Source organism: Paracidobacterium acidisoli (assembly GCF_003428625.2).
In the GTDB taxonomy this organism is placed as follows: domain Bacteria; phylum Acidobacteriota; class Terriglobia; order Terriglobales; family Acidobacteriaceae; genus Paracidobacterium; species Paracidobacterium acidisoli.
The window spans coordinates 544,730-562,971 of record NZ_QVQT02000003.1; the positions used below are offsets into that span (position 1 = coordinate 544,730).

Genomic DNA, 18,242 nt, shown 5'->3' on the forward strand with positions numbered 1-18,242 from the left:
TTGATATTCTGGAATGGCTATGCCTACGAAACAAGAGCTACTGCAGGACCCGATCCGGCACATCGATATCAAAGAGCACAACGTCGTCGCGCTGGTCGATGCGATGCAGCACATGGCGTACAGCTCCCGTGACCTTTACCGGGCCGCTTCGATCTACGAACGCATGCTGCACGACCAGGAGTGCGGCGTGATTCTGTGCCTGGCGGGATCACTGATCTCGGCCGGGCTGAAGCAGATCTTCGTCGATCTGATCCGCAACAACATGGTGGACGCGATTGTGTCGACCGGCGCGAACATCGTCGATCAGGATTTCTTCGAGGCGCTGGGCTTCAAACACTACATCGCCAGCGACCTGCTGAAGCAGGGCACCGAAGACGGCACGCTGCGCGAGCTGAAGATCGACCGCATCTACGACACGCTGATCGACGAGGAAGAGCTGCGCATCTGCGACGAGACGACGGAGAAGATCGCCGACTCGCTCGATCCGCGTCCGTACAGCTCGCGGGAGTTCATTCGCGCGATGGGCGCGTATCTGGAAGAGCAGGCGCGGACGCCGGACAAGTGCGGCGTGGACTCGATCGTCTGCGCGGCGTATCAGAAGGACGTGCCGATCTTCTGCCCGGCCTTCAGCGACTGCTCGGCGGGCTTCGGGCTGGTGGCGCACCAGCACAAGCGGCAGGACAAGCCGAAGGTTTCGCTCGATTCGGCGAAGGATTTCTACGAGATCACGCAGCTGAAGATCGCCAACCCGACGACCGGGCTGCTGATGATCGGCGGCGGGGTTCCGAAGAACTTCGCCCAGGACATCGTGGTAGCGGCGGACGTGCTGGGCATGGACGCGCCGATGCACAAGTATGCGATCCAGATCACGGTGGCCGATGTGCGCGACGGCGCGCTGTCGTCGAGCACGCTGAAGGAAGCCAGCTCGTGGGGCAAGGTCGACACCACCTTCGAGCAGATGGTGTACAGCGAAGCGACGCTGGCGCTGCCGCTGATCACCGGCTATGCCTGGCATAAAAATGCGCACGCGGAGCGCAAGGGACGCCGCTGGGCGCGCCTGCTGGAGCCGGTAACAGCCTGAAGACAAAAGGGCTGGAAAATCCGGCCCTTCCACGTAACTTTCGATCAGGGAAAATCGAATCTTTTTCTGGTCAAATCCAGTTATTTGGGCGTAACATCCAACCCCGGATGTAGTTTGAATATCTGTTAAATTTCCGGGGTTCTGCCGTGCTGCTGGTTATCGAGCTGTTTGCGCTTGTTTATGTCTTCTTTCTGATCTGGTTCTGGTCGCTTTGCCGTATCTCGGCTCGCCGGGAACGCGCCGCGGCCGAGGATATACATTCCCGCTCCAACCTGATTCCCTTTGAACGCGGTATCCGATTGTCGCTGCGCAAGACAGCGCGCTCCTGACAGATTCGCGTGAAGGAAAGATCCGGCGGTTGCGCTGCCGGTGTTCCGGCTGTGTGTGTGACGGGCGGATCAGGGCAGCTTCCTGCACGGAAGCGGATCTCAAGGCTGCGGCCGAGGTTCGAGGCAGAACGAGCGGGTTCCGTTCCGGTCCGGAATGCTCCGGATAATGTGCAGATTTTTTACCGAAAATCGTCCTGGACAGATGAAAATACAAGTTACCAGGTAATCCGAGACACGTGGCTGGCTCGTAACCTATTCGATGGTTTCTCGCGTCTCCCCCGGCAGAAGCTTTGAACTATTTACGTAACGCGCGCTTACTTACCGCTGTGTTTGCAGCGGCGCTCCTGCTGACGGCGGGAGGCGCCTGGGCGCTGGCGCATTTTGCCCGGTCTGCGGAGCGGAGCACGCCCTGGATCTTTGAGGTGGCGGTCTGCTGGGCCCTGGCGCAGATTCTGCTGATCCTCCTTTGCATTGTCAGCTTCCGGACGACGCGGTATCAGGCGCAGGCGGAGCGGCTGCTGATGCCGACGGCGCAGCTGCAGCGCAGCATCCTCGATTCGGCCGGGCCGATGATCATCGCCGCCGATCTTTATGGCCGGATTGTGGTCTTCAATCCTTCGGCGGAGCGGATGCTGCACTACCGCGCCGAGGATGTGCTGGGGCTGCTGGACCCGGCGCAGCTGTTTCCGCCGGGCGAGATGAACCGGGTGGGCGAGCAGCTGCTGACGGTGCCGGGGCGGGTGAAGATGCCGGTGCCGGCGGCCGATAATACGCCGGCGATTCTGCGCAATTACGTCCAGTATGTCTCGGGCTTTCCGGCCAGCCGGGTGCGCGGCTTCGAGATGCAGTTCCGGCGGCGGGACGGCAGCACGTTTCCGGCGATGGTGTACCTGGCGGCGGTGCGGACGCCGGAGGGGGTGGTCACCGGGCTGGTGATGATCGCCATCGACATCAGCGCGACGCGGCGGGCCGAGCATGCGCTGCGCGAGAGCGAGGAGCGGTACCGCGATCTGTTCGAGAGCTCGAGCGAGATGATTGCGACGCTAAGCCCGCGGGGGCGCTACCTGTACGTCAATCCGGCGTGGCAGGAGCTGTTCGGCATGGACGCGAGCCAGTTCGAGACGCTGATCAGCTTCGAGTCGGCCTTTCCGCCCGAGGTGCAGATCGAGGCGGCGGCGCTGTTCCGCCGGGCGCTGTATGGAGCGCGGATCGAGCGGGCGCCGCTGCGGCTGCAGAATGCGGACGGCGGGATTGTGGAGGTGGAGGCGAGCCTGAGCTGCCGGCGGACGGATGACGCGCCGGTCTCGGTGCGATGCACCTTCCGCGATGTGACGGCGCAGAACCGCCGCGAGCGGCGGCTGGCGATGCAGCTTGAAGTGAGCCAGGTGATCGGCGAATCGACCTCGACCGAGGAGGGGCTGCAGAGAGTGCTGGAGTCGCTGTGCTGCAGCCTTTCGTTCGACTTCGCGGCCTTCTGGGTGGTGGACGAGGGGCAGCACGTGATCCGTTTCCACAGCAGCTGGGCGGTGCCGGGGCGCTCGAGCGCGGACTTCCGCCGGGAGACGGAGGGAGCGGTCTTTACGCGCGGGCAGGAGCTGCCGGGCAGCGCGTGGGCGCAGGGAAAATCGCGGTGGGTTCCGGATGTGCGCGAGGACCTGACCTTTACCCGGCGGCGGACGGCGAGGCTGAACGGCTTCATTACCGGATGGGCGGTGCCGGTGCGGGTGGGGAACCGGGTGACGGCGATCGTGGAGTTTTTCAGCCGGCAGCGCGAGCGGGAAGACGCGGACACGATGGCGACGGTGGAGACGGTGTGCGCCTCGATCGGACAGTTTATGGCGCGCTCGGCGCAGGAGGCGCTGATCCGCGATCTGAACAGCCAGAAGGAGCTGATTCTCAACTCGGTGGCCGATGGTATCTTCAGCATCGGCCATGACGGGCGGATCGACTTCGTGAACCCGGCGGCGTCGCACATGCTGGAGGCATCGACGGCGGAGCTGACGGGCAGGCTGGCGCATTCGGTGCTGCACGGGGTCTTCGGGGTGGAGTCGTGCGGCGAGCAGTGCCAGAGCCGCAGGGCGCTGCTGCAGCATGAGAGCGCATCGGGCCAGGATAGCTATTACCGCAGCGACGGGAAGAGCTTTCCGGTGGAGTTTTCTCTGACTCCGGTGCGGGAGAACGAGGCGGTGGTGGGCAGCGTGCTCAGCTTCCGCGACATCAGCCAGCGGGATGCGCTGGACCGGATGAAGGACGAGTTTATCTCGACGGTCAGCCATGAGCTGCGCACGCCGCTGACCTCGATCCGCGGGGCGCTGGGGCTGCTGTCGTCGGGCATGCTGGGCGAGGTGGCGCCGAAGGCGGCGAACCTGATGCGCATCGCGGTCTCGAACTCGGACCGGCTGGTGCGGCTGATCAACGACATTCTGGACCTGGAGCGGCTGCAGTCGGGCAGGGCGCCTCTGGCCTTCCGGCAGTTTGCGCTGGATGAGATGGCGCAGCAGGCGATCGATGCGATTCAGCCGATGGCGGATACGGCCCAGGTGAAGGTGGAGCTGCAGGCGGTGCCGGCGCCGGTGGAGGCCGATCCGGACCGGCTGCTGCAGGTGCTGACGAATCTGCTGAGCAATGCGGTGAAGTTTTCAGGCGCCGGCTCGTCGGTGCGGGTGGTGGTCCGCACGGGGAACGGCGGCGTGACGCTGGGAGTGATCGACGAGGGGCGCGGCATTCCCGCCGATAAGCTGGAGAGCATCTTCGACCGGTTTCAGCAGGTGGACGCGTCGGATTCACGGCAGAAGGGCGGCACGGGGCTGGGGCTGGCGATCTGCCGCACCATCATGGAACAGCACGGGGGGCGCATCTGGGCGGAGCAGAATCCGGAGCGGGGCGCGACGTTCTATGTCTTTCTGCCGGAGCGTTCGAGGCTCGATGCGCGGCCGCTGCCGGGCGACGACGCGGGGAGCGTGACGGCTGCGGATGAGCGGGCGGAGATGGAGACGGCCATTCTGCTGTGCGAGGACGACGTGGAGGCCTGCGCGGTTCTCTCTGCCAGCCTGCAGCGGCATGGCTACCGGGTGATGGAGGCCGAATACGGCGAGCCGGCGGCGGAGATGGCGCGCGAATCTCTGCCGGGCGCGATTCTGATCGATCCGGCGCGGGCCGGAGCCCGGGCATGGGATACGCTGCGCATGCTGAAGAGCGAGGAGGCGACCGCGAAGATTCCGGTGATCGTGCTGAGCCTGCTGTCGCGCGAGGGGGCGCAGAACGGCACGGCAGAAGCCGCATGGGTGCAGAAGCCGGCGGATGAGGAGCGGCTGCTCGGGGAGCTGAGCCGCGTGCTGTGCTGCCGGGACGAGCGGGCGCGGGTGCTGGTGGTGGAGGACGATCCGGACCTGGCGCGGGTGGTGATCGCCACCTTCGAGCGGGACGGGATTCTGGTGGATCATGCGCCGACGCGGCGCAGCGCGATCGAGCTGTGCGAGCGGCAGCGGCCGGATCTGATCCTGCTGGATCTTGCGCTGCCGGATGGCGATGGATTCCATGTGGTGGACTGGCTGCGTCAGCGCGAAGAGATGCGCAGTCTTCCGCTGGTGGTGTATTCGGCGCGCGAGGTATCGGCCCAGGAGCAGCAGCAGCTTCGTCTGGGTCCGACGGAGTTTCTGACCAAGGCGCGGGTGCAGCCGCAGGAAGTAGAGGCGCTGGTGCTGACGATGCTGCGCAGCCGGCAGAACCAAAAACAGATGCGGGACGAGGTTCTGCCCAATTCCTGAAACAGAACAGAGGAGAGCATGGCGCACCGCATTCTGATCATCGACGACGAGGAAGATATCCGGCAGGTTGCCGCAATGAGCCTGGAGACGGTGGCGGGCTGGGACGTGATGATGGCGACCTCGGGCGCGAACGGGATCGCCCGAGCCGCCGTGGAAAGGCCGGACGCCATTCTGCTGGACGTGATGATGCCGGGGATGGACGGGCCGACGACCTTTCAGGAGCTGCAGAAGAATCCGGAGACGGCGGGGATTCCGGTGGTGCTGTTGACGGCCAAGGTGCAGGCGGCGGACAAGAAGCGGTTTTCGGATCTGGGCGTGGCCGGGGTGCTGTTCAAGCCGTTCGATCCGATGACGCTGGCCGGGCAGATTGCCGAAGCCGTGGGCTGGAAGGATTAGAGCGCGATGGCCGATGTGAAGGCGCAGCTGGCAGCGAAGCTGCAGGCACTGTGGGAGGCCAGCCAGGCGACGATTCAGGAGCGGATGGAGGCGCTTCGCGCGGCGCAGAGGCGCCTTGCGGCGCATCCGTCCGACGGGGAAGCGCGCCGCAGCGGGCACGGCGCGGCGCACAAGCTGGCCGGCGTGCTGGGCGTCTTCGGCTTACCGCGCGGCAGCGAGCTGGCGTCTGAGATCGAGGCGCGGCTGGCGGGTGAGGCCGCGTTATCCGTTGCGGAGCTGAGCGCTCTGGCGGAGCGTATCGAAGCGCTGGCCGCGGCGATTGCCGCCAGAGATGCGCAGATCGTTGAGTGAGCCGGCATTTTTGCTTCGCCCTCAGGACAGGCTTGTGTGGATCGCTTCTTTCTCATCCTTCGCGCCAGAATCAGCACAAAGGATGGGCACGTGGGGATTCTTCGAAGAGAAGAAAATGCAGATCCCTCGACTTTGCTTCTCCACCCAGGCACACGAAGACCGCGCGCGCCGGGAACCCCGGTTGCGCTTCGCTCGGGATGACAAGGGTTGAGATTTGTTGCCTTCCTCCTGCGGAATCGAAAATGCTGCAGCGGATGGCCCGGTTCAAAAGACGTGCGTATCGTCGTCGTGCAGCAGAATGGCCGAGGCATCGGCGGGCGGCTGGCCATTTGCGACGGCTTCGGTTTCGGCGCGGAGCTTTGCGACCGAGAGCCAGTTGTCCTTGTGCGGATGGTCGGTGATGAAGGGCGGCAACGGCATGCACAGAAAGCGGCTCAGCGCCTCGGCGTGGCCTTCATAAAGCTGACGCATCTGCACAAGGCGCGCCTGCGATTTTTCGTCGCGGCAGAGGGGCACGCCGTATCCGCACAGCCGGTCCTGGAGGCGCTGAAAGTCCGCCGCCGGCAGCCGGTCATTCCGCTCCTGCACCGGCGCCAGGGAGAAGATCTGCGACAGATCCACCAGCGCGTGCCGTGCCATGGCGAAGGTGAGCTGTGCCTGGCGAGCGGGATGCTCCTGCACGCTGGCGATGAGCAGGGCGCAGGTGTCGAGCACGGCGGTGAGGCCGCCGAGCCAGCTCTGATTGGAGTGCTGAGAGCGGAAGTAGCAGAGCAGCGGGTAGGAGATATGGCTCTCCATCAGCTCGGCGGACCAGCGCTCCCACTCTTCGAGCAGCAGCGTCAGCGCGCTGTTCCCGCCTTCAAAGGCGTGCCGCTTCAGCAGCTCCGCGGCCGTGGGCGGCGAGCCGGCGCGGGCGTCGAGAAGTGAGATGGCGACCTCGCGCCGTGAGAAGGCACCGTACAGCACGGGAAAGTATCCGATCACGAGTGCGACAAAGCCCAGGCCCATCCCTGCTTCGAGCACGATCAGGCTGCGCACCACGATCGTGTGCGGGACCACGTCGCCGAGACCGAGGGTGAAGATCGTCGTTCCGCTGACGTAGAAATCCGTATGCCATGCACTGTCCGGGTTGGCGTTCTGTCCCAGCGGATCGACAAAGGGCGAACCCAGCGCGTGAAAGATGAGCCCGAAGCCGAAGACCAGCGCGCCTGCCCAGATGACGATCAGCGCCACCAGAGAGAGCGGCCCATAGATGCTGAAGAGCGTTTCGCGCTTGCGCGTATCGCGCACCCGGCTGACGAGCCACGACCACGGCATCCACGTGACGATATAGAAGATGCGCGTAAGCCGGAAGCGTCCCGTCGCCCGGCGCGGGAGAATCACTGTCTGAAAGGCGTCGAGCAGCGCATACAGGATGAGAAGAATTCCGGCAATCAGACCTGGGATGCTCATGGGGACTTTCCTGCGTTCGCTCTTCGCCAGAAGAGCAGGAAAGGACAGATGCCGTCAATGCCGCCGGGCTGAGCGGCAAGGGTCTTACACTGAAAGTATGAACGAGCCGGGAGTATGAACGGGCTGGGCCGGATGCTGATCGGACTGGGCCTGCTGCTGGCGGCGGCGGGCGCGGCGATTGTGCTGCTGGGCCGGATGGGCATCCCCTTCGGCAGGCTGCCGGGGGATCTTTCGTACCGCGGCCGGCATGTTTCGGTCTATTTCCCGCTGGGCACGTGCATTCTGCTGAGCGTGGTGCTGTCGCTGGTGTTCTACATTCTGTCGCGGCTGAGGAGATAGCGGGTGAGTGGGTCTCTCAGCGGCTGAAGCCGCGCTTATTCTGAACCTTTTACGGCACGGCTGAAGCCGTGCCCTGATACAAAACCATTTAGCTGCCCCACTACCGAGACAGCGAGCGGCGGCGGGAAGGCCAGGCCGGTGTACACTCACTCTTTGTGACCCCTGTATCGCGTCATTCTGTATCGCATTCGTCCGGATCAGGTGAGTCCGGAGATTCCGGCGCACAGATGGGCCTGTCGTTCGAAGCACCGGTGGCCGCTGCCCGGCGTATCTGGCAGGTGGGCGAACTGGTGGGCGAAGTGCGCGCGCGCATGGAGCGCGAATACGGCGATATCTGGGTGGAGGGTGAGATCTCGGGTCTGCGCCCGGCGCCGTCGGGGCACATTTATTTCACGCTGAAGGACGGCGAGGCGCAGCTTCCGGCAGTGCTCTTCCGGCGGCAGGCGTCGCTGTTACGCTTTCGCCCGGCGGACGGGCTGCATGTTCTGCTGCGGGGCAGGGTTTCCGTCTACGAGCAGCGCGGGCAGATGCAGCTGGTGGCCGAGACGCTGGAGCCGGTGGGTGCCGGATCGCTGCAGCTGGCCTTCGAGCAGCTCAAGGCGCGGCTGGCGGCTCGCGGGCTGTTCGACGCGGAGCGGAAGAAGCCGCTGCCGGCCTTTCCGCGGTGCGTCGGCATGGTGACCTCGCCGACGGGCGCGGTGATTCGGGACTTTCTGAATATCGCGGGCAGACGGCACGCGGCGCTGCAGGTGTTGCTGTATCCGGCGCTGGTGCAGGGCGAGGCCGCGGCGGCGGAGATTGCCGCGGGCATTGCCTGGTTCAATAAGACGCGAGAAGTGGACGTGGTGGTGATCGCGCGCGGCGGCGGGTCGGCGGAAGACCTGGCGGCGTTCAACAGCGAAGTGGTGGCCGAGGCGATTGCCGCCTCGGAGCTGCCGGTGGTTTCCGCGGTTGGGCACGAGACGGATTTCACGATTGCCGATTTTGTCGCGGACCTGCGCGCGCCAACTCCGTCGGCGGCAGCGGAGCTGATTACGGCGGCGCAGCATCGCGTGGAAGAGCATGTCGGCGATCTGTCGAGCCGTTTGCAGAGAGCGTGCCGGTACCGGCTGCTGCAGGCGCGCGATGCGCTGATGCGGGTGCCGGTGGAGGGGATTCTGAGGCGGGCCGCGGATGCGCTGCATCGCCGCCAGCAGCGCGTGGACGAACTGACGGCGCGGGCGGAGACGGCGTGGCGGGTGACAGGCCGCGATGCGGCCGACCGGCTGCAGGTGGTTACGGCGAGGCTGGAGCGGCAGGATGTGGCGCACCGGCTGCGTCTTGCTCAGGAGCGGTTCACGGTGCTGGAAGCGGCGCTGACGCGGGCACAGCGAAGCTATCTGGCCGGATGCCGTGTCCGGCAGGAGATGCGGGAGCGGCATCTGCACTCGCTGTCGCCGCTGTCGATTCTGAATCGCGGATATGCTCTGGTGTTTGATGAAGCGGGTGCTCTGATCAGAGATGCGTCTCAGGTCGGGGAAGGACAACTGATCCGGACGAGGCTTGCGGAGGGGCGAGTCGAAAGCCGGATAACCGGTGTTTACAGGGACGAGAAGCTGTAAGGGCTGCGCAGGAAGCAACAGAAGGACTATGAGAAAACTCTTCGGTACAGATGGCATCCGCGCCACGGCGGGTGAATTTCCCCTTGATCCAAAAACGATATACGCCACCGGGCTGGCGCTGGCGCACCATGTGAACGGGCAGGGGCATCGGCCCCGGGTTCTGCTGGGCATGGATACACGCGAATCGAGCGCATGGATTGCAGCCGTGCTCTCGGCGGGACTGAAAGAAGGCGGAGCGGCGGTTGAAAATGCCGGAGTGATCACGACGCCGGCGGTGGCTTTTCTGGCGAGGAGGCACAGATTCTCGGCGGGCGTGGTGATCTCGGCTTCGCACAATCCCTGGCAGGACAACGGGATCAAAGTCTTTGGCGGCGACGGTTACAAACTGCCGGACGAGACGGAGCTGGGGATCGAAGAGGAGATCTTCCGCAGGCTGGGCAGTATTGCCGCGCCGGATGCTGCGGCACTGGCGGCGCCCGCGGTGGCACCGCAGTATCGCGCCGAGTATGAGGCGTTTCTGCGCGAGGCGGTGCCGGGGCTGGATCTGAACGGATTGATGGTGGTTCTGGACTGCGCGAACGGAGCGGCTTCGGCGATTGCTCCGGAGCTGTTTGCGCAGCTCGGCGGGCGCATTCACCTGACCCATACGGCGCCGGACGGGCGCAACATCAACGCCGAGTGCGGCGCGCTGCATCCGAAGGTGGTGGCGGCGGAGACGAAGGCGCTGGGCGCCGATATCGGCGTGACCTTCGACGGTGACGCGGACCGGGCGCTCTTTGCCGATGCCCGCGGCAATGTGGTGAACGGCGATGCCATTATGCTGCTGGCGGCGCGCGATATGAAGGCGCGCGGGCTGCTGCGGAATTCGATTGTGGTGGCGACGACGATGTCAAATATGGGCCTGGAGGCGGCGCTGCGACGCGATGGTGTTCGCATGCTGCGCGCGCCGGTGGGTGACAAGTATGTGCTGGAGCGGATGCAGCAGGAGAATGCGTCGCTGGGCGGCGAGCAGTCGGGGCATATTCTCTTTCCGCACCTGGCGACGACGGGTGACGGGCTGCTGACGGCGCTGGTGATTCTGGACATCGTGCGGCGCGCGGGCAGACCGCTGCATGAGCTGATCGGGGATCTGAAGGTCTTTCCGCAGGTGATTGTCAACGTGCACGTGCGGGAGAAGAAGCCGCTCGAGGAGATTGGCCCGGTGGCCGATTCGATTCATGAGGCGGAAGAGCAGCTGAACGGCAACGGCCGCGTGGTGGTGCGCTATTCGGGCACCGAGGCGCTGGCGCGGGTGATGATCGAAGCGGAGTCGGAAGAGGCGATGCGGCGCCATGCCAACCGCATTGCGGGAGCGATTCGCGAAGCGATCGGCGTATAACCCTGGCGGCCTGCGTGGCGGCCGCGCTATTCCAGATCGCGCCAGTTCGGTCCCACGCCGACGTCGGCGACGAGGGGAACGCTGAGCTCGATGACGTGCTCCATCTCATGCTGCACGATGGCGCGCAGCTCATCGATTTCATCTTCCGGAACATCGAAGACAAGCTCGTCGTGAACCTGCAGGGTCATGGTGGCCTGGAGTCTGCGCTGCGCGAGGATGCGGTCGATGCGGATCATGGCGAGCTTGATGAGATCGGCGGCGGTGCCCTGCAGCGGCGTGTTCACGGCGGTGCGCTCGGCGAAGCCGCGCAGGTTGGCGTTGCGGCTCTGAATGTCGGGGATGGGACGGGTGCGTCCAAAGAGAGTGCGCACCTTCTGCTCGCGGCGGGTCTCTTCGAGGACGCGGTCGATGTAGACGCGCACGCCCTGGTAGCGCGAGAAATAGGTCTCGATGTAATGGCGCGCCTCGTTCTGCTCGATGCCGAGCTGCGCGGCGAGGCCGAAGGGCGAGATGCCATAGACGATGCCGAAGTTCACGGCCTTGGCGCGATTGCGCGTCACCTTATCCATGGTGCCGGCGGGAACGCCGAAGACCTCTGATGCCGTGAGGGTGTGGATGTCCTGCCCGGTGCGATAGGCATGAACGAGCAGCGGGTCTCCGGAGAAGTGCGCGAGCAGGCGCAGCTCGATCTGCGAGTAGTCGGCGGAGAGCAGCACGCGGCCGGGCGCGGCGATGAAGGCGGCGCGGATCTCGCGGCCCAGCTCGGTCTTGATGGGGATGTTCTGCAGGTTGGGATTGGTGGACGAGAGGCGGCCGGTGACGGCGCCCACCTGGTTGAAGGTCGTGTGCACGCGCGCGTCTTTGTCGGCAAGCAGGGGAAGCGTGTCGACATAGTTGGATTTGAGCTTGGCGAGCTGGCGGAATTCGAGCACGAGGCGCGGCACCTCGTTGTGTTCGGCGAGCTCTTCGAGCACGTCCTGCGCGGTGGAGATGACTTTGCCCTTGCCGTACTTCAGAGGCTTCGGCAGGTTCATTTTGTTGAAGAGCACATCGCCGAGCTGTTTTGGCGAGTTGATGTTGAAGCGCTGGCCGGAGCGCTCGTATATATGCTCGCTGACGCGGCGCATCTCGCTGCCGAGGCGCTCGGCCATGCTGCCGAGGACGGTGAGATCGATGCGCACACCGGCCTTTTCCATAGAGAGAAGGATGGGAACGAGAGGGAGATCGATCTCTTCATAGGCGCGGAGCGCGTCCATCTTTTCGATGTCGGCGCGCAGAACCGGCGTGAGGCCTTCGATGGAGTGCGCGGCCTCGGGCAGCTGCTTTGCGCCCGTCTCGCGCAGCGGATGGTGGCTGAAGCGGGCTGCGACGTCGGAGAGGCGATGCGAGGTGTGCGTGGGATTGATGAGGCAGGAGTAGAGCATCACGTCGTCGCCGGCGCCGCGCAGCGTGATGCCGTGCTGCTCCAGTGCGCGGAGAACGCCTTTGAGATCGTGGACGTGTTTGGGGATCGCGGCATCTTCAAGAAGCGGACGGACGAGATGCAGCGGCGCGAGCAGAGCCGGTCCGCTGCCGGAGGCGAGACCGAGCATGGGTTCGCGGGCGGCCTGTGCCGAGGCCTGTTCGGCGGCTTCGACGGCATCGAGCAGCGACAGGGTCTGCTGCTCCGGCTCCTTTTCTTCCGGCGATTCGGATTCCGGCTCGCCGGTCTGCTCGGCGGCCTGGCCGGCTGCCTCGACGGCGAGAGAGAAGCCGTGCCGGCGCGCTGCGACAGCGAACTCGAGGATCTCCTCGCTGGTGGGATCGAGGATGTAGTCGATTTCGCGCGCGGTTTCGGAGGGAGCGAGCTCTTTGAGCAGGGTGGTGAATTCGAGCTCGGTGAAGAGCTCGCGGCAGGCGGCGGTATCGGGCGGCTGCGTGCGCATGGCCTCGAGGTCGAGCGCGAGAGGGACTTCGCGGTGGATGGTGACGAGCTCTTTGCTGACGAGGATGGTGTCGCGATTGTTCTCGAGCGACTCGCGATACGTCTTGCGTTTGACCTCGCCGGCGCGCTCGAGCAGCGCGTCGAGGCTGCCGTACTGCTGAATGAGCTCGACCGATCCTTTGTCGCCGATGCCGGGAGCGCCGGGGATATTGTCGATGGAGTCGCCGCGCAGAGCCATGACGTCGATGACGCGCTCGGGCGGGACACCCAGCGTCTCTTCGACCTTTGCGCGATCGAGGACGAGGTTGTCTTTGACGGGGTTGAGCACCTTCACCTCGTCGGTGACGAGCTGGAGCATGTCCTTGTCGTTCGAGACGACGAAGACCGGGTGGCCGGCATTTGCGGCCTGCGTGGCGAGCGTGCCGATGACGTCGTCGGCCTCAAAGCCCTCGGCCTGGAGGATGGGGATGCGGAAGGCCTCGAGCGCGCGGCGGATGTAGGGAAGCTGCTGGACGAGGTCGGAGGGCATCTCGGTACGGTTGGCTTTGTAGCCGCCGTACTCGACCTCTTCAAAGGCCTGCGTCTTCACATTGTATTTGCGGAGCGTGATCTCTTTTGCGCGGACATCGCGGAAGACAGGCGTGCTGACGTCGAAGACTGCGGCGAAGTACTCCGGGGAGAAGTCGCGGCGCAGCTTGTTGATCATGTTCACGAAGACATAGGTGGCCGCGGTGGGCACGCCGCTGCGCGTGGACATGGGCCGCTGCCGCTGCATGGCATGGTAGGCGCGGAAGATGAAGGACATGGAGTCGAGAAGAAAGACGGGCGGCCTGGCGGAGGTAGCGGACGGCATCGTAGAAGAGTCTACTGCGTTGCGTGGCTGCGCGAAACGGCAGGCGCTTCAGACTGTATCGACCACCGCGCAGCTTTCAGGCCAGTGCGGAGGAAAAGCAGATCCCTCGACTTCGCTCGGGATGACAATTGAGTTTTTCATCAACCTGTTTATTCATCCATCCATCCGTGTTCGTTCTATGCGATACGGCTATCAATGGATGGTGCGGGTGCGGCGCTGCATGTAGTCGAGGAGCAGATACTCTCCGAGGGTCTGCGGAGTGGTGAAGTAAGCCTTGCCGCGGCACATCTGGGTGACGCGCTGCACGAACTGCACCAGTCCATAGTCGGAGGCCAGCATGAAGGTGTTGATCATGATGTCCTGACGGCGGCAGCGCGAGACCTCTTCGAGGGTTTCGCTGACGACCAGCGGGTCGAGGCCGAAGGCGTTTTTGTAGATGCGGCCGTCATTGAGCGTGAGAGCGGAGGGCTTGCCGTCGGTGATCATGACGATCTGCTTCATGTCCTTGCGCTGGCGGCGGAGAATGCGCTGCGCGACGCGAAGGCCTTCGCGGGTGTTGGTGTAGTGCGGTCCGACTTTGACGCGGGGAAGCTGCGAGACGGGGATCTCCTCGGCGGAGTCGTGAAAGAGCACGAGCGAGAGCGAGTCGCCGGGGTACTGCGTGCGGATGAGATGCGAGAGCGCCATGGCGACGCGCTTGGCGGGCGTGAAGCGGTCTTCGCCGTAGAGGATCATGGAGTGCGAGCAGTCGAGCATGACGACGGTGGCGCAGGAGCTTTGATAGTCGCACTGATGCACCTGCAGGTCGTTGTACTCGATGTTGAGCGGGAGGGTGAGGCCTTCACGCGCGATGGCGGAGGAGAGCGTTGCCGCGGCGTCGAGGTTGAGCGTGTCGCCGAACTCGTAGAGACGCGAGCCGCCGCTGGCTTCGACGCCGGTGGCTTCGTGACGGGTGTCGTGGCGGCCGAGGCTCGATTTGCCGAGCGAGCCGAGCAGCTCGCGCAGGGTTTTATAGCCAAGAAAATCGAGGCTTTTGTCGGTGACCTCGAAGCGGACCTGTTCCTGTCCTTCGCCGGCCTGGCCGGAGGTGCGCGCGGAGCGCGAGGGGTCCTGCGAGCGCTGCGTGGCGATATAGTTTTCCTGCTCCATGCGATCGACGAGCTTTTCGATCAGATCGTCGAGGCGGCCATCGGCGGCCATTTCATCGATCTTTTCCTGCAGACGCTGATCGAAGAGCTCGCCGGATTCGAGGGCCTGTTCGAGGGCATCGCGGAGATCGTCGAGATTGTGATCGAGTTCGGAAAACTGCATGAAGGGGTCGCGGTAGCCGGAGTCGAGCAGATAGTCGGAGAGCGCCTGCAGCAGGTCTTCCATGCTGATGTCGCTGCTCAGATCACCGTTGAATTTGGTATAGCGAACGCGCTTCATAAGAACCAGCCATTAGCCCTTAGCCATTAGTTCAGGCCGCCGCGCCGTGAGCGACGCGACTGCCACTCCTCGTATTCGCGCTCGGGCTCGGCGTGCTCCTGGCGCTCCTGCTGCCGGCGCTGCGCTGCGAAGCCGCGCTCTTCGTTGCGGCTGATGCGGCGATGCGCGCACATGCCCTCGAGCAGAAACTCGGAAGCGGCGACGATCTTCTCCGGCGCGTCGGAGGTTTTGATTCCGAGCGGCGCGAGCTTGTCGAAGAACCCCTGAATCTGCTTCAGCTCGCTGAACGTGGCTTTGGCGGGCTGATCGTCGGAGATTTTTACCGAGCCGCCGAGGTTGAACCACTGCTCGATCTGCTGTGTGTTCACGCCATCAAAGTATTTGTCGAAGATTTTGCCGATGGCGTTGCGCACGATCTCCTTCACGACGGAGTCGGAGCCCTTCATCTCGCCTTCGTACTCGAGCTCGAGCTTGCCGGTGATGCCAGGGAGCGCGGTGTAGACGTCGCCGATACGCGGCGCGACGAGCGATTCGCGGTGCAGCAGCGCGCGGCGCTCGGCGTTCGAGAGGACGAGCTCCATGGTGGAGATGGGCAGGCGCTGGCTGACGCCGCTGCGCTTGTCGACCTTTTTGTCCTCACGCGCGGTGAAGGCGATCTGCTCGACGGTTTCGCGCAGATACTGCGGCACGTCGAGTCGGCCGAGGCCGCGCTCGGTCCATGCCTCCTGGCGGGTGATGGCGATGCCTTCGTCGAGGGTCTCAGGATAGTGCGTGCGAATCTCGGAGCCGATGCGGTCCTTGAGCGGGGTTACGATCTTGCCGCGGGCGGTGTAGTCCTCGGGGTTGGCGCTGAAGACGAGCGCGACATCGAGCTCGAGGCGAACGGGGTAGCCCTTAATCTGCACGTCGCCTTCCTGCATGATGTTGAAGAGCGCAACCTGGATCTTTCCGGCGAGGTCGGGCAACTCGTTGACGGCGAAGATGCCGCGATTGGCGCGGGGAAGAAGACCGTAGTGGATGGTCAGCTCGCTGGCGAGATCGTGCCCGCCGCGGGCCGCCTTGATGGGGTCGAGATCGCCGATGAGATCGGCCACGGTCACGTCGGGCGTGGCCAGCTTTTCGATGTAGCGCTCTTCGCGGCCGAGCCAGCCGATGGAGGTTGCGTCGCCCTGCTCGACGATGAGGTCGCGGCAGCGGCGGCAGAGCGGCAGATAGGGGTTGTCGCGAATCTCGCATCCGGCGACGAAGGGGATCTGCTCGTCGAGCAGAGCGGTGAGCGCGCGCAGAATGCGGCTCTTTGCCTGGCCGCGCAGGCCGAGCAGAATAAAGTTCTGCCGGGAGAGGACGGCGTTGACGATCTGCGGCACGACCGTGTCTTCATAGCCGATGATGCCGGGGAAGATGGACGCGCGCGATTTCAGCCGCTCGATGAGGTTTTCCCGCATCTCGTCCTTGATGGTGCGCGTGCGCAGGCGCGTCTCTGCGAAGTCGTTGCTGCTGCGAAGTTCACCGAGCGTCCGGGGCAGGTGGCGAGTGGCCATCGAGTGCTCCTGAGAGAAATTCCGAAGATGCGTTACTGAAAGTGTAGTTGAGGGCCAGCGCCCTTTGATACATCTGATGATCCGGACTGCTCTTCGGCTTCAGCACAGCGGGAGAGCCTTTGCAGCGCGGAAGAAGATTACATGACGCGTCCATTGCCGCCGGAGACCTTTGCGGCGCGGGCCCCGGTACGGAGGCCGGGAAGCACGGCGTGATAGAAGTCCCGCAGCTTTGCAGTCCGGTCGGCGTCGGAGCGGCAGCTGAGCAGCTGCTGCTTAAAGCCGAGATCGGAGGGCAGACAGGCCGCGAGCTGAAAGGCGACGGGCGAGCTGAGATCGAGGTGCATGACGGATGTTTCAAGACCGGCCAGCTCAAGCGCTTCAAAGTGCAGCGCGGCGCACTCCTCGCGCGCGGAGCGGGTGGAGGGCTCGCCATCGTCTTCAAAGAAATCGACTTCAGCCTGAAGAAAGGCGCGGTCGTTGTCGAGCATTTCGATCTCGAAGCGCTCCTGCCCTTCGCAGAGGATGTCCATGCGTCCGTCAGAATAACGGCGCTGCACGCGGAGGATTTTTGCCGCGCAGCCGGTGACGGCAAGCCCCTCGCGCTGCGCGCGCACGACGCCGAAGGCCGTTTCCAGACGGAGGCACTCGCCGATCATCTCCTTGTACCGCTCCTCGAAGATGTGCAGCGGCAGCGCGGCACCGGGAAACAGGACGACATCCAGAGGAAACAGGGGGATCTTCATCGTCTCGCCATGAGATTCGCCAGCGTCTTGTGATTATGCGCTTCGGTAGCCGATCCGAACAGGCCGGCGGCAAGGTGGTTTTGATGTACTGACAGAGTCTTTTCAGGACGATACGCGGTATTCATCGTGCGCCTTCAGCCCTGCAGCTCCAGCTCGTCGAGCATGGCCTGCATTTCGCTGAGCGCGTGCTGATTGCCGGTGCGGCGCGCGCTGGCGATGCCTTCGGCGAGGCGGGCTTTCGCTTCCTGATTGCGGCCGGCTTTGGCCAGAGTCTGCGCCGCCATGAAATATCCGGCGGTGTAATCGGGATGGCCGGCGAGCAGACGGGCAAATTCCTGGAGGGAGGCCTCGACCTCGCCGCGGCCGGCGTACTCCATGGCGAGCCCGTAGCGGGCGAAGGCGTTCTGCGGGTCCTGCCCGAGGATCTCGCTGAGCATTGCAACTTTGTCCATACGAATATTGTCGCTCAGGCGCGGGCCGGTGGGGCTTCAGCCCGCAGTGACGGGACGGGACATTTCGTATTCGATGAGCGCCGGATCGTTAGGATAAGGCTCGGTGCGGCCAGTGAAGGTGAAGCCGCAGCTTTGGTAAAACGCGAGGGCGCCCGCATTGCTGCTGGTGACCATCAGCAGCAGATGCCGCACGCCGCGGGCGCGGGCCTGGAGCAGAATGGCATCGAGAAGATCGCGCGCGACTCCGGTGCGGCGGTATGCGGGCGCCACCCACACGGAGACGATGTGCATCGTCAGCGGGTCCTGCTCGTCGAAGAAGGCTCCGGCGATGCCGCAGGGAACGCCGTTGTCCATGCTCAGATAGCCGATGCCGCGAGAACCGCTCATGTTGCGGGCGCGCTGCAGCCATTCCTCATCGGTGAACTGAGATTCGCGCGTCCAGGTGCTGCCGAAGGCGCTGGGCGAGTCCTGCAGAGCCTCGAGCCGGACGGCGCGGTAAGCTGCTGCATCGTCGAGGGTGATGGGCCGGATGACGGGCATCGATGTATTGCGGATCTTCTGACTATAGCGCGCGCAGACCGCGGGATCACCAGGCGAGCCAGGGCCG

General features: G+C 64.4%; 15 protein-coding genes. 8 read left to right on the top strand and 7 right to left on the bottom strand.

Translation table 11 applies throughout. The annotated features are described in order from the left end of the window. Nucleotides 1-19 precede the first annotated feature (19 nt). The 5 genes from D0Y96_RS09920 to D0Y96_RS09940 all read left to right on the top strand — a co-directional run bounded on the left by D0Y96_RS09920 (nucleotide 20) and on the right by D0Y96_RS09940 (nucleotide 5,924). Nucleotides 20-1,081 (top strand): 1,9-bis(guanidino)-5-aza-nonane synthase, encoded by a 1,062-nt coding sequence (locus D0Y96_RS09920; protein ID WP_117299225.1) that lies wholly within the window; start codon nucleotides 20-22, stop codon nucleotides 1,079-1,081. Nucleotides 1,082-1,227: 146 nt separating this feature from the next. After that, on the top strand, nucleotides 1,228-1,410 hold the full coding sequence (locus tag D0Y96_RS09925; protein ID WP_117299227.1) for a hypothetical protein: 183 nt from the start codon (nucleotides 1,228-1,230) through the stop codon (nucleotides 1,408-1,410). A 290-nt stretch (nucleotides 1,411-1,700) separates the two neighbouring features. Then, nucleotides 1,701-5,177, top strand: coding sequence for a PAS domain S-box protein (locus tag D0Y96_RS09930; RefSeq protein WP_147324999.1), 3,477 nt, complete (start codon nucleotides 1,701-1,703; stop codon nucleotides 5,175-5,177). An 18-nt stretch (nucleotides 5,178-5,195) separates the two neighbouring features. After that, nucleotides 5,196-5,573: a response regulator gene (locus D0Y96_RS09935; protein ID WP_117299231.1), complete on the top strand. Its 378-nt coding sequence runs from the start codon at nucleotides 5,196-5,198 to the stop codon at nucleotides 5,571-5,573. A 6-nt stretch (nucleotides 5,574-5,579) separates the two neighbouring features. Then, nucleotides 5,580-5,924, top strand: a complete 345-nt coding sequence (locus D0Y96_RS09940) for an Hpt domain-containing protein (RefSeq protein WP_117299233.1) — start codon at nucleotides 5,580-5,582, stop codon at nucleotides 5,922-5,924. Nucleotides 5,925-6,188: 264 nt separating this feature from the next. On the opposite strand, the gene D0Y96_RS09945 is transcribed toward D0Y96_RS09940, so the two are convergent. Further along, complete coding sequence (locus tag D0Y96_RS09945) at nucleotides 6,189-7,376, bottom strand: potassium channel family protein (protein WP_117299235.1); 1,188 nt, start codon at nucleotides 7,374-7,376, stop codon at nucleotides 6,189-6,191. A gap of 114 nt (nucleotides 7,377-7,490) precedes the next feature. Between D0Y96_RS09945 and D0Y96_RS09950 the strand changes: the two genes are divergently transcribed. From D0Y96_RS09950 to glmM, 3 genes are all read left to right on the top strand, one after another. Beyond that, on the top strand, nucleotides 7,491-7,715 hold the full coding sequence (locus D0Y96_RS09950; RefSeq protein ID WP_117299237.1) for a DUF2905 domain-containing protein: 225 nt from the start codon (nucleotides 7,491-7,493) through the stop codon (nucleotides 7,713-7,715). A gap of 227 nt (nucleotides 7,716-7,942) precedes the next feature. Next, the gene (gene xseA, locus D0Y96_RS09955; RefSeq protein ID WP_117299239.1) at nucleotides 7,943-9,316 is read left to right on the top strand and encodes an exodeoxyribonuclease VII large subunit; all 1,374 of its coding nucleotides are present in this window, start codon (nucleotides 7,943-7,945) and stop codon (nucleotides 9,314-9,316) included. 28 nt (nucleotides 9,317-9,344) lie between these two features. Beyond that, the gene (gene glmM, locus D0Y96_RS09960; RefSeq protein ID WP_117299241.1) at nucleotides 9,345-10,694 is read left to right on the top strand and encodes a phosphoglucosamine mutase; all 1,350 of its coding nucleotides are present in this window, start codon (nucleotides 9,345-9,347) and stop codon (nucleotides 10,692-10,694) included. A gap of 26 nt (nucleotides 10,695-10,720) precedes the next feature. On the opposite strand, the gene polA is transcribed toward glmM, so the two are convergent. The 6 genes from polA to D0Y96_RS09990 all read right to left on the bottom strand — a co-directional run bounded on the left by polA (nucleotide 10,721) and on the right by D0Y96_RS09990 (nucleotide 18,175). Continuing rightward, complete coding sequence (gene polA / locus D0Y96_RS09965; protein ID WP_117299243.1) at nucleotides 10,721-13,471, bottom strand: DNA polymerase I; 2,751 nt, start codon at nucleotides 13,469-13,471, stop codon at nucleotides 10,721-10,723. 192 nt (nucleotides 13,472-13,663) lie between these two features. After that, a complete protein-coding gene (locus D0Y96_RS09970; RefSeq protein ID WP_117299245.1) occupies nucleotides 13,664-14,899 on the bottom strand; it encodes a vWA domain-containing protein in 1,236 nt (411 codons plus the stop codon). A 26-nt stretch (nucleotides 14,900-14,925) separates the two neighbouring features. Beyond that, nucleotides 14,926-16,440 (bottom strand): magnesium chelatase ATPase subunit I, encoded by a 1,515-nt coding sequence (locus D0Y96_RS09975; RefSeq protein ID WP_117299247.1) that lies wholly within the window; start codon nucleotides 16,438-16,440, stop codon nucleotides 14,926-14,928. A 137-nt stretch (nucleotides 16,441-16,577) separates the two neighbouring features. After that, nucleotides 16,578-17,183 (bottom strand): LON peptidase substrate-binding domain-containing protein, encoded by a 606-nt coding sequence (locus D0Y96_RS09980; RefSeq protein WP_117299249.1) that lies wholly within the window; start codon nucleotides 17,181-17,183, stop codon nucleotides 16,578-16,580. Between the two features lie 134 nt (nucleotides 17,184-17,317). After that, nucleotides 17,318-17,635, bottom strand: a complete 318-nt coding sequence (locus D0Y96_RS09985) for a tetratricopeptide repeat protein (protein ID WP_117299251.1) — start codon at nucleotides 17,633-17,635, stop codon at nucleotides 17,318-17,320. Between the two features lie 36 nt (nucleotides 17,636-17,671). After that, complete coding sequence (locus D0Y96_RS09990) at nucleotides 17,672-18,175, bottom strand: GNAT family N-acetyltransferase (RefSeq protein WP_117299253.1); 504 nt, start codon at nucleotides 18,173-18,175, stop codon at nucleotides 17,672-17,674. Nucleotides 18,176-18,242 lie beyond the last annotated feature (67 nt).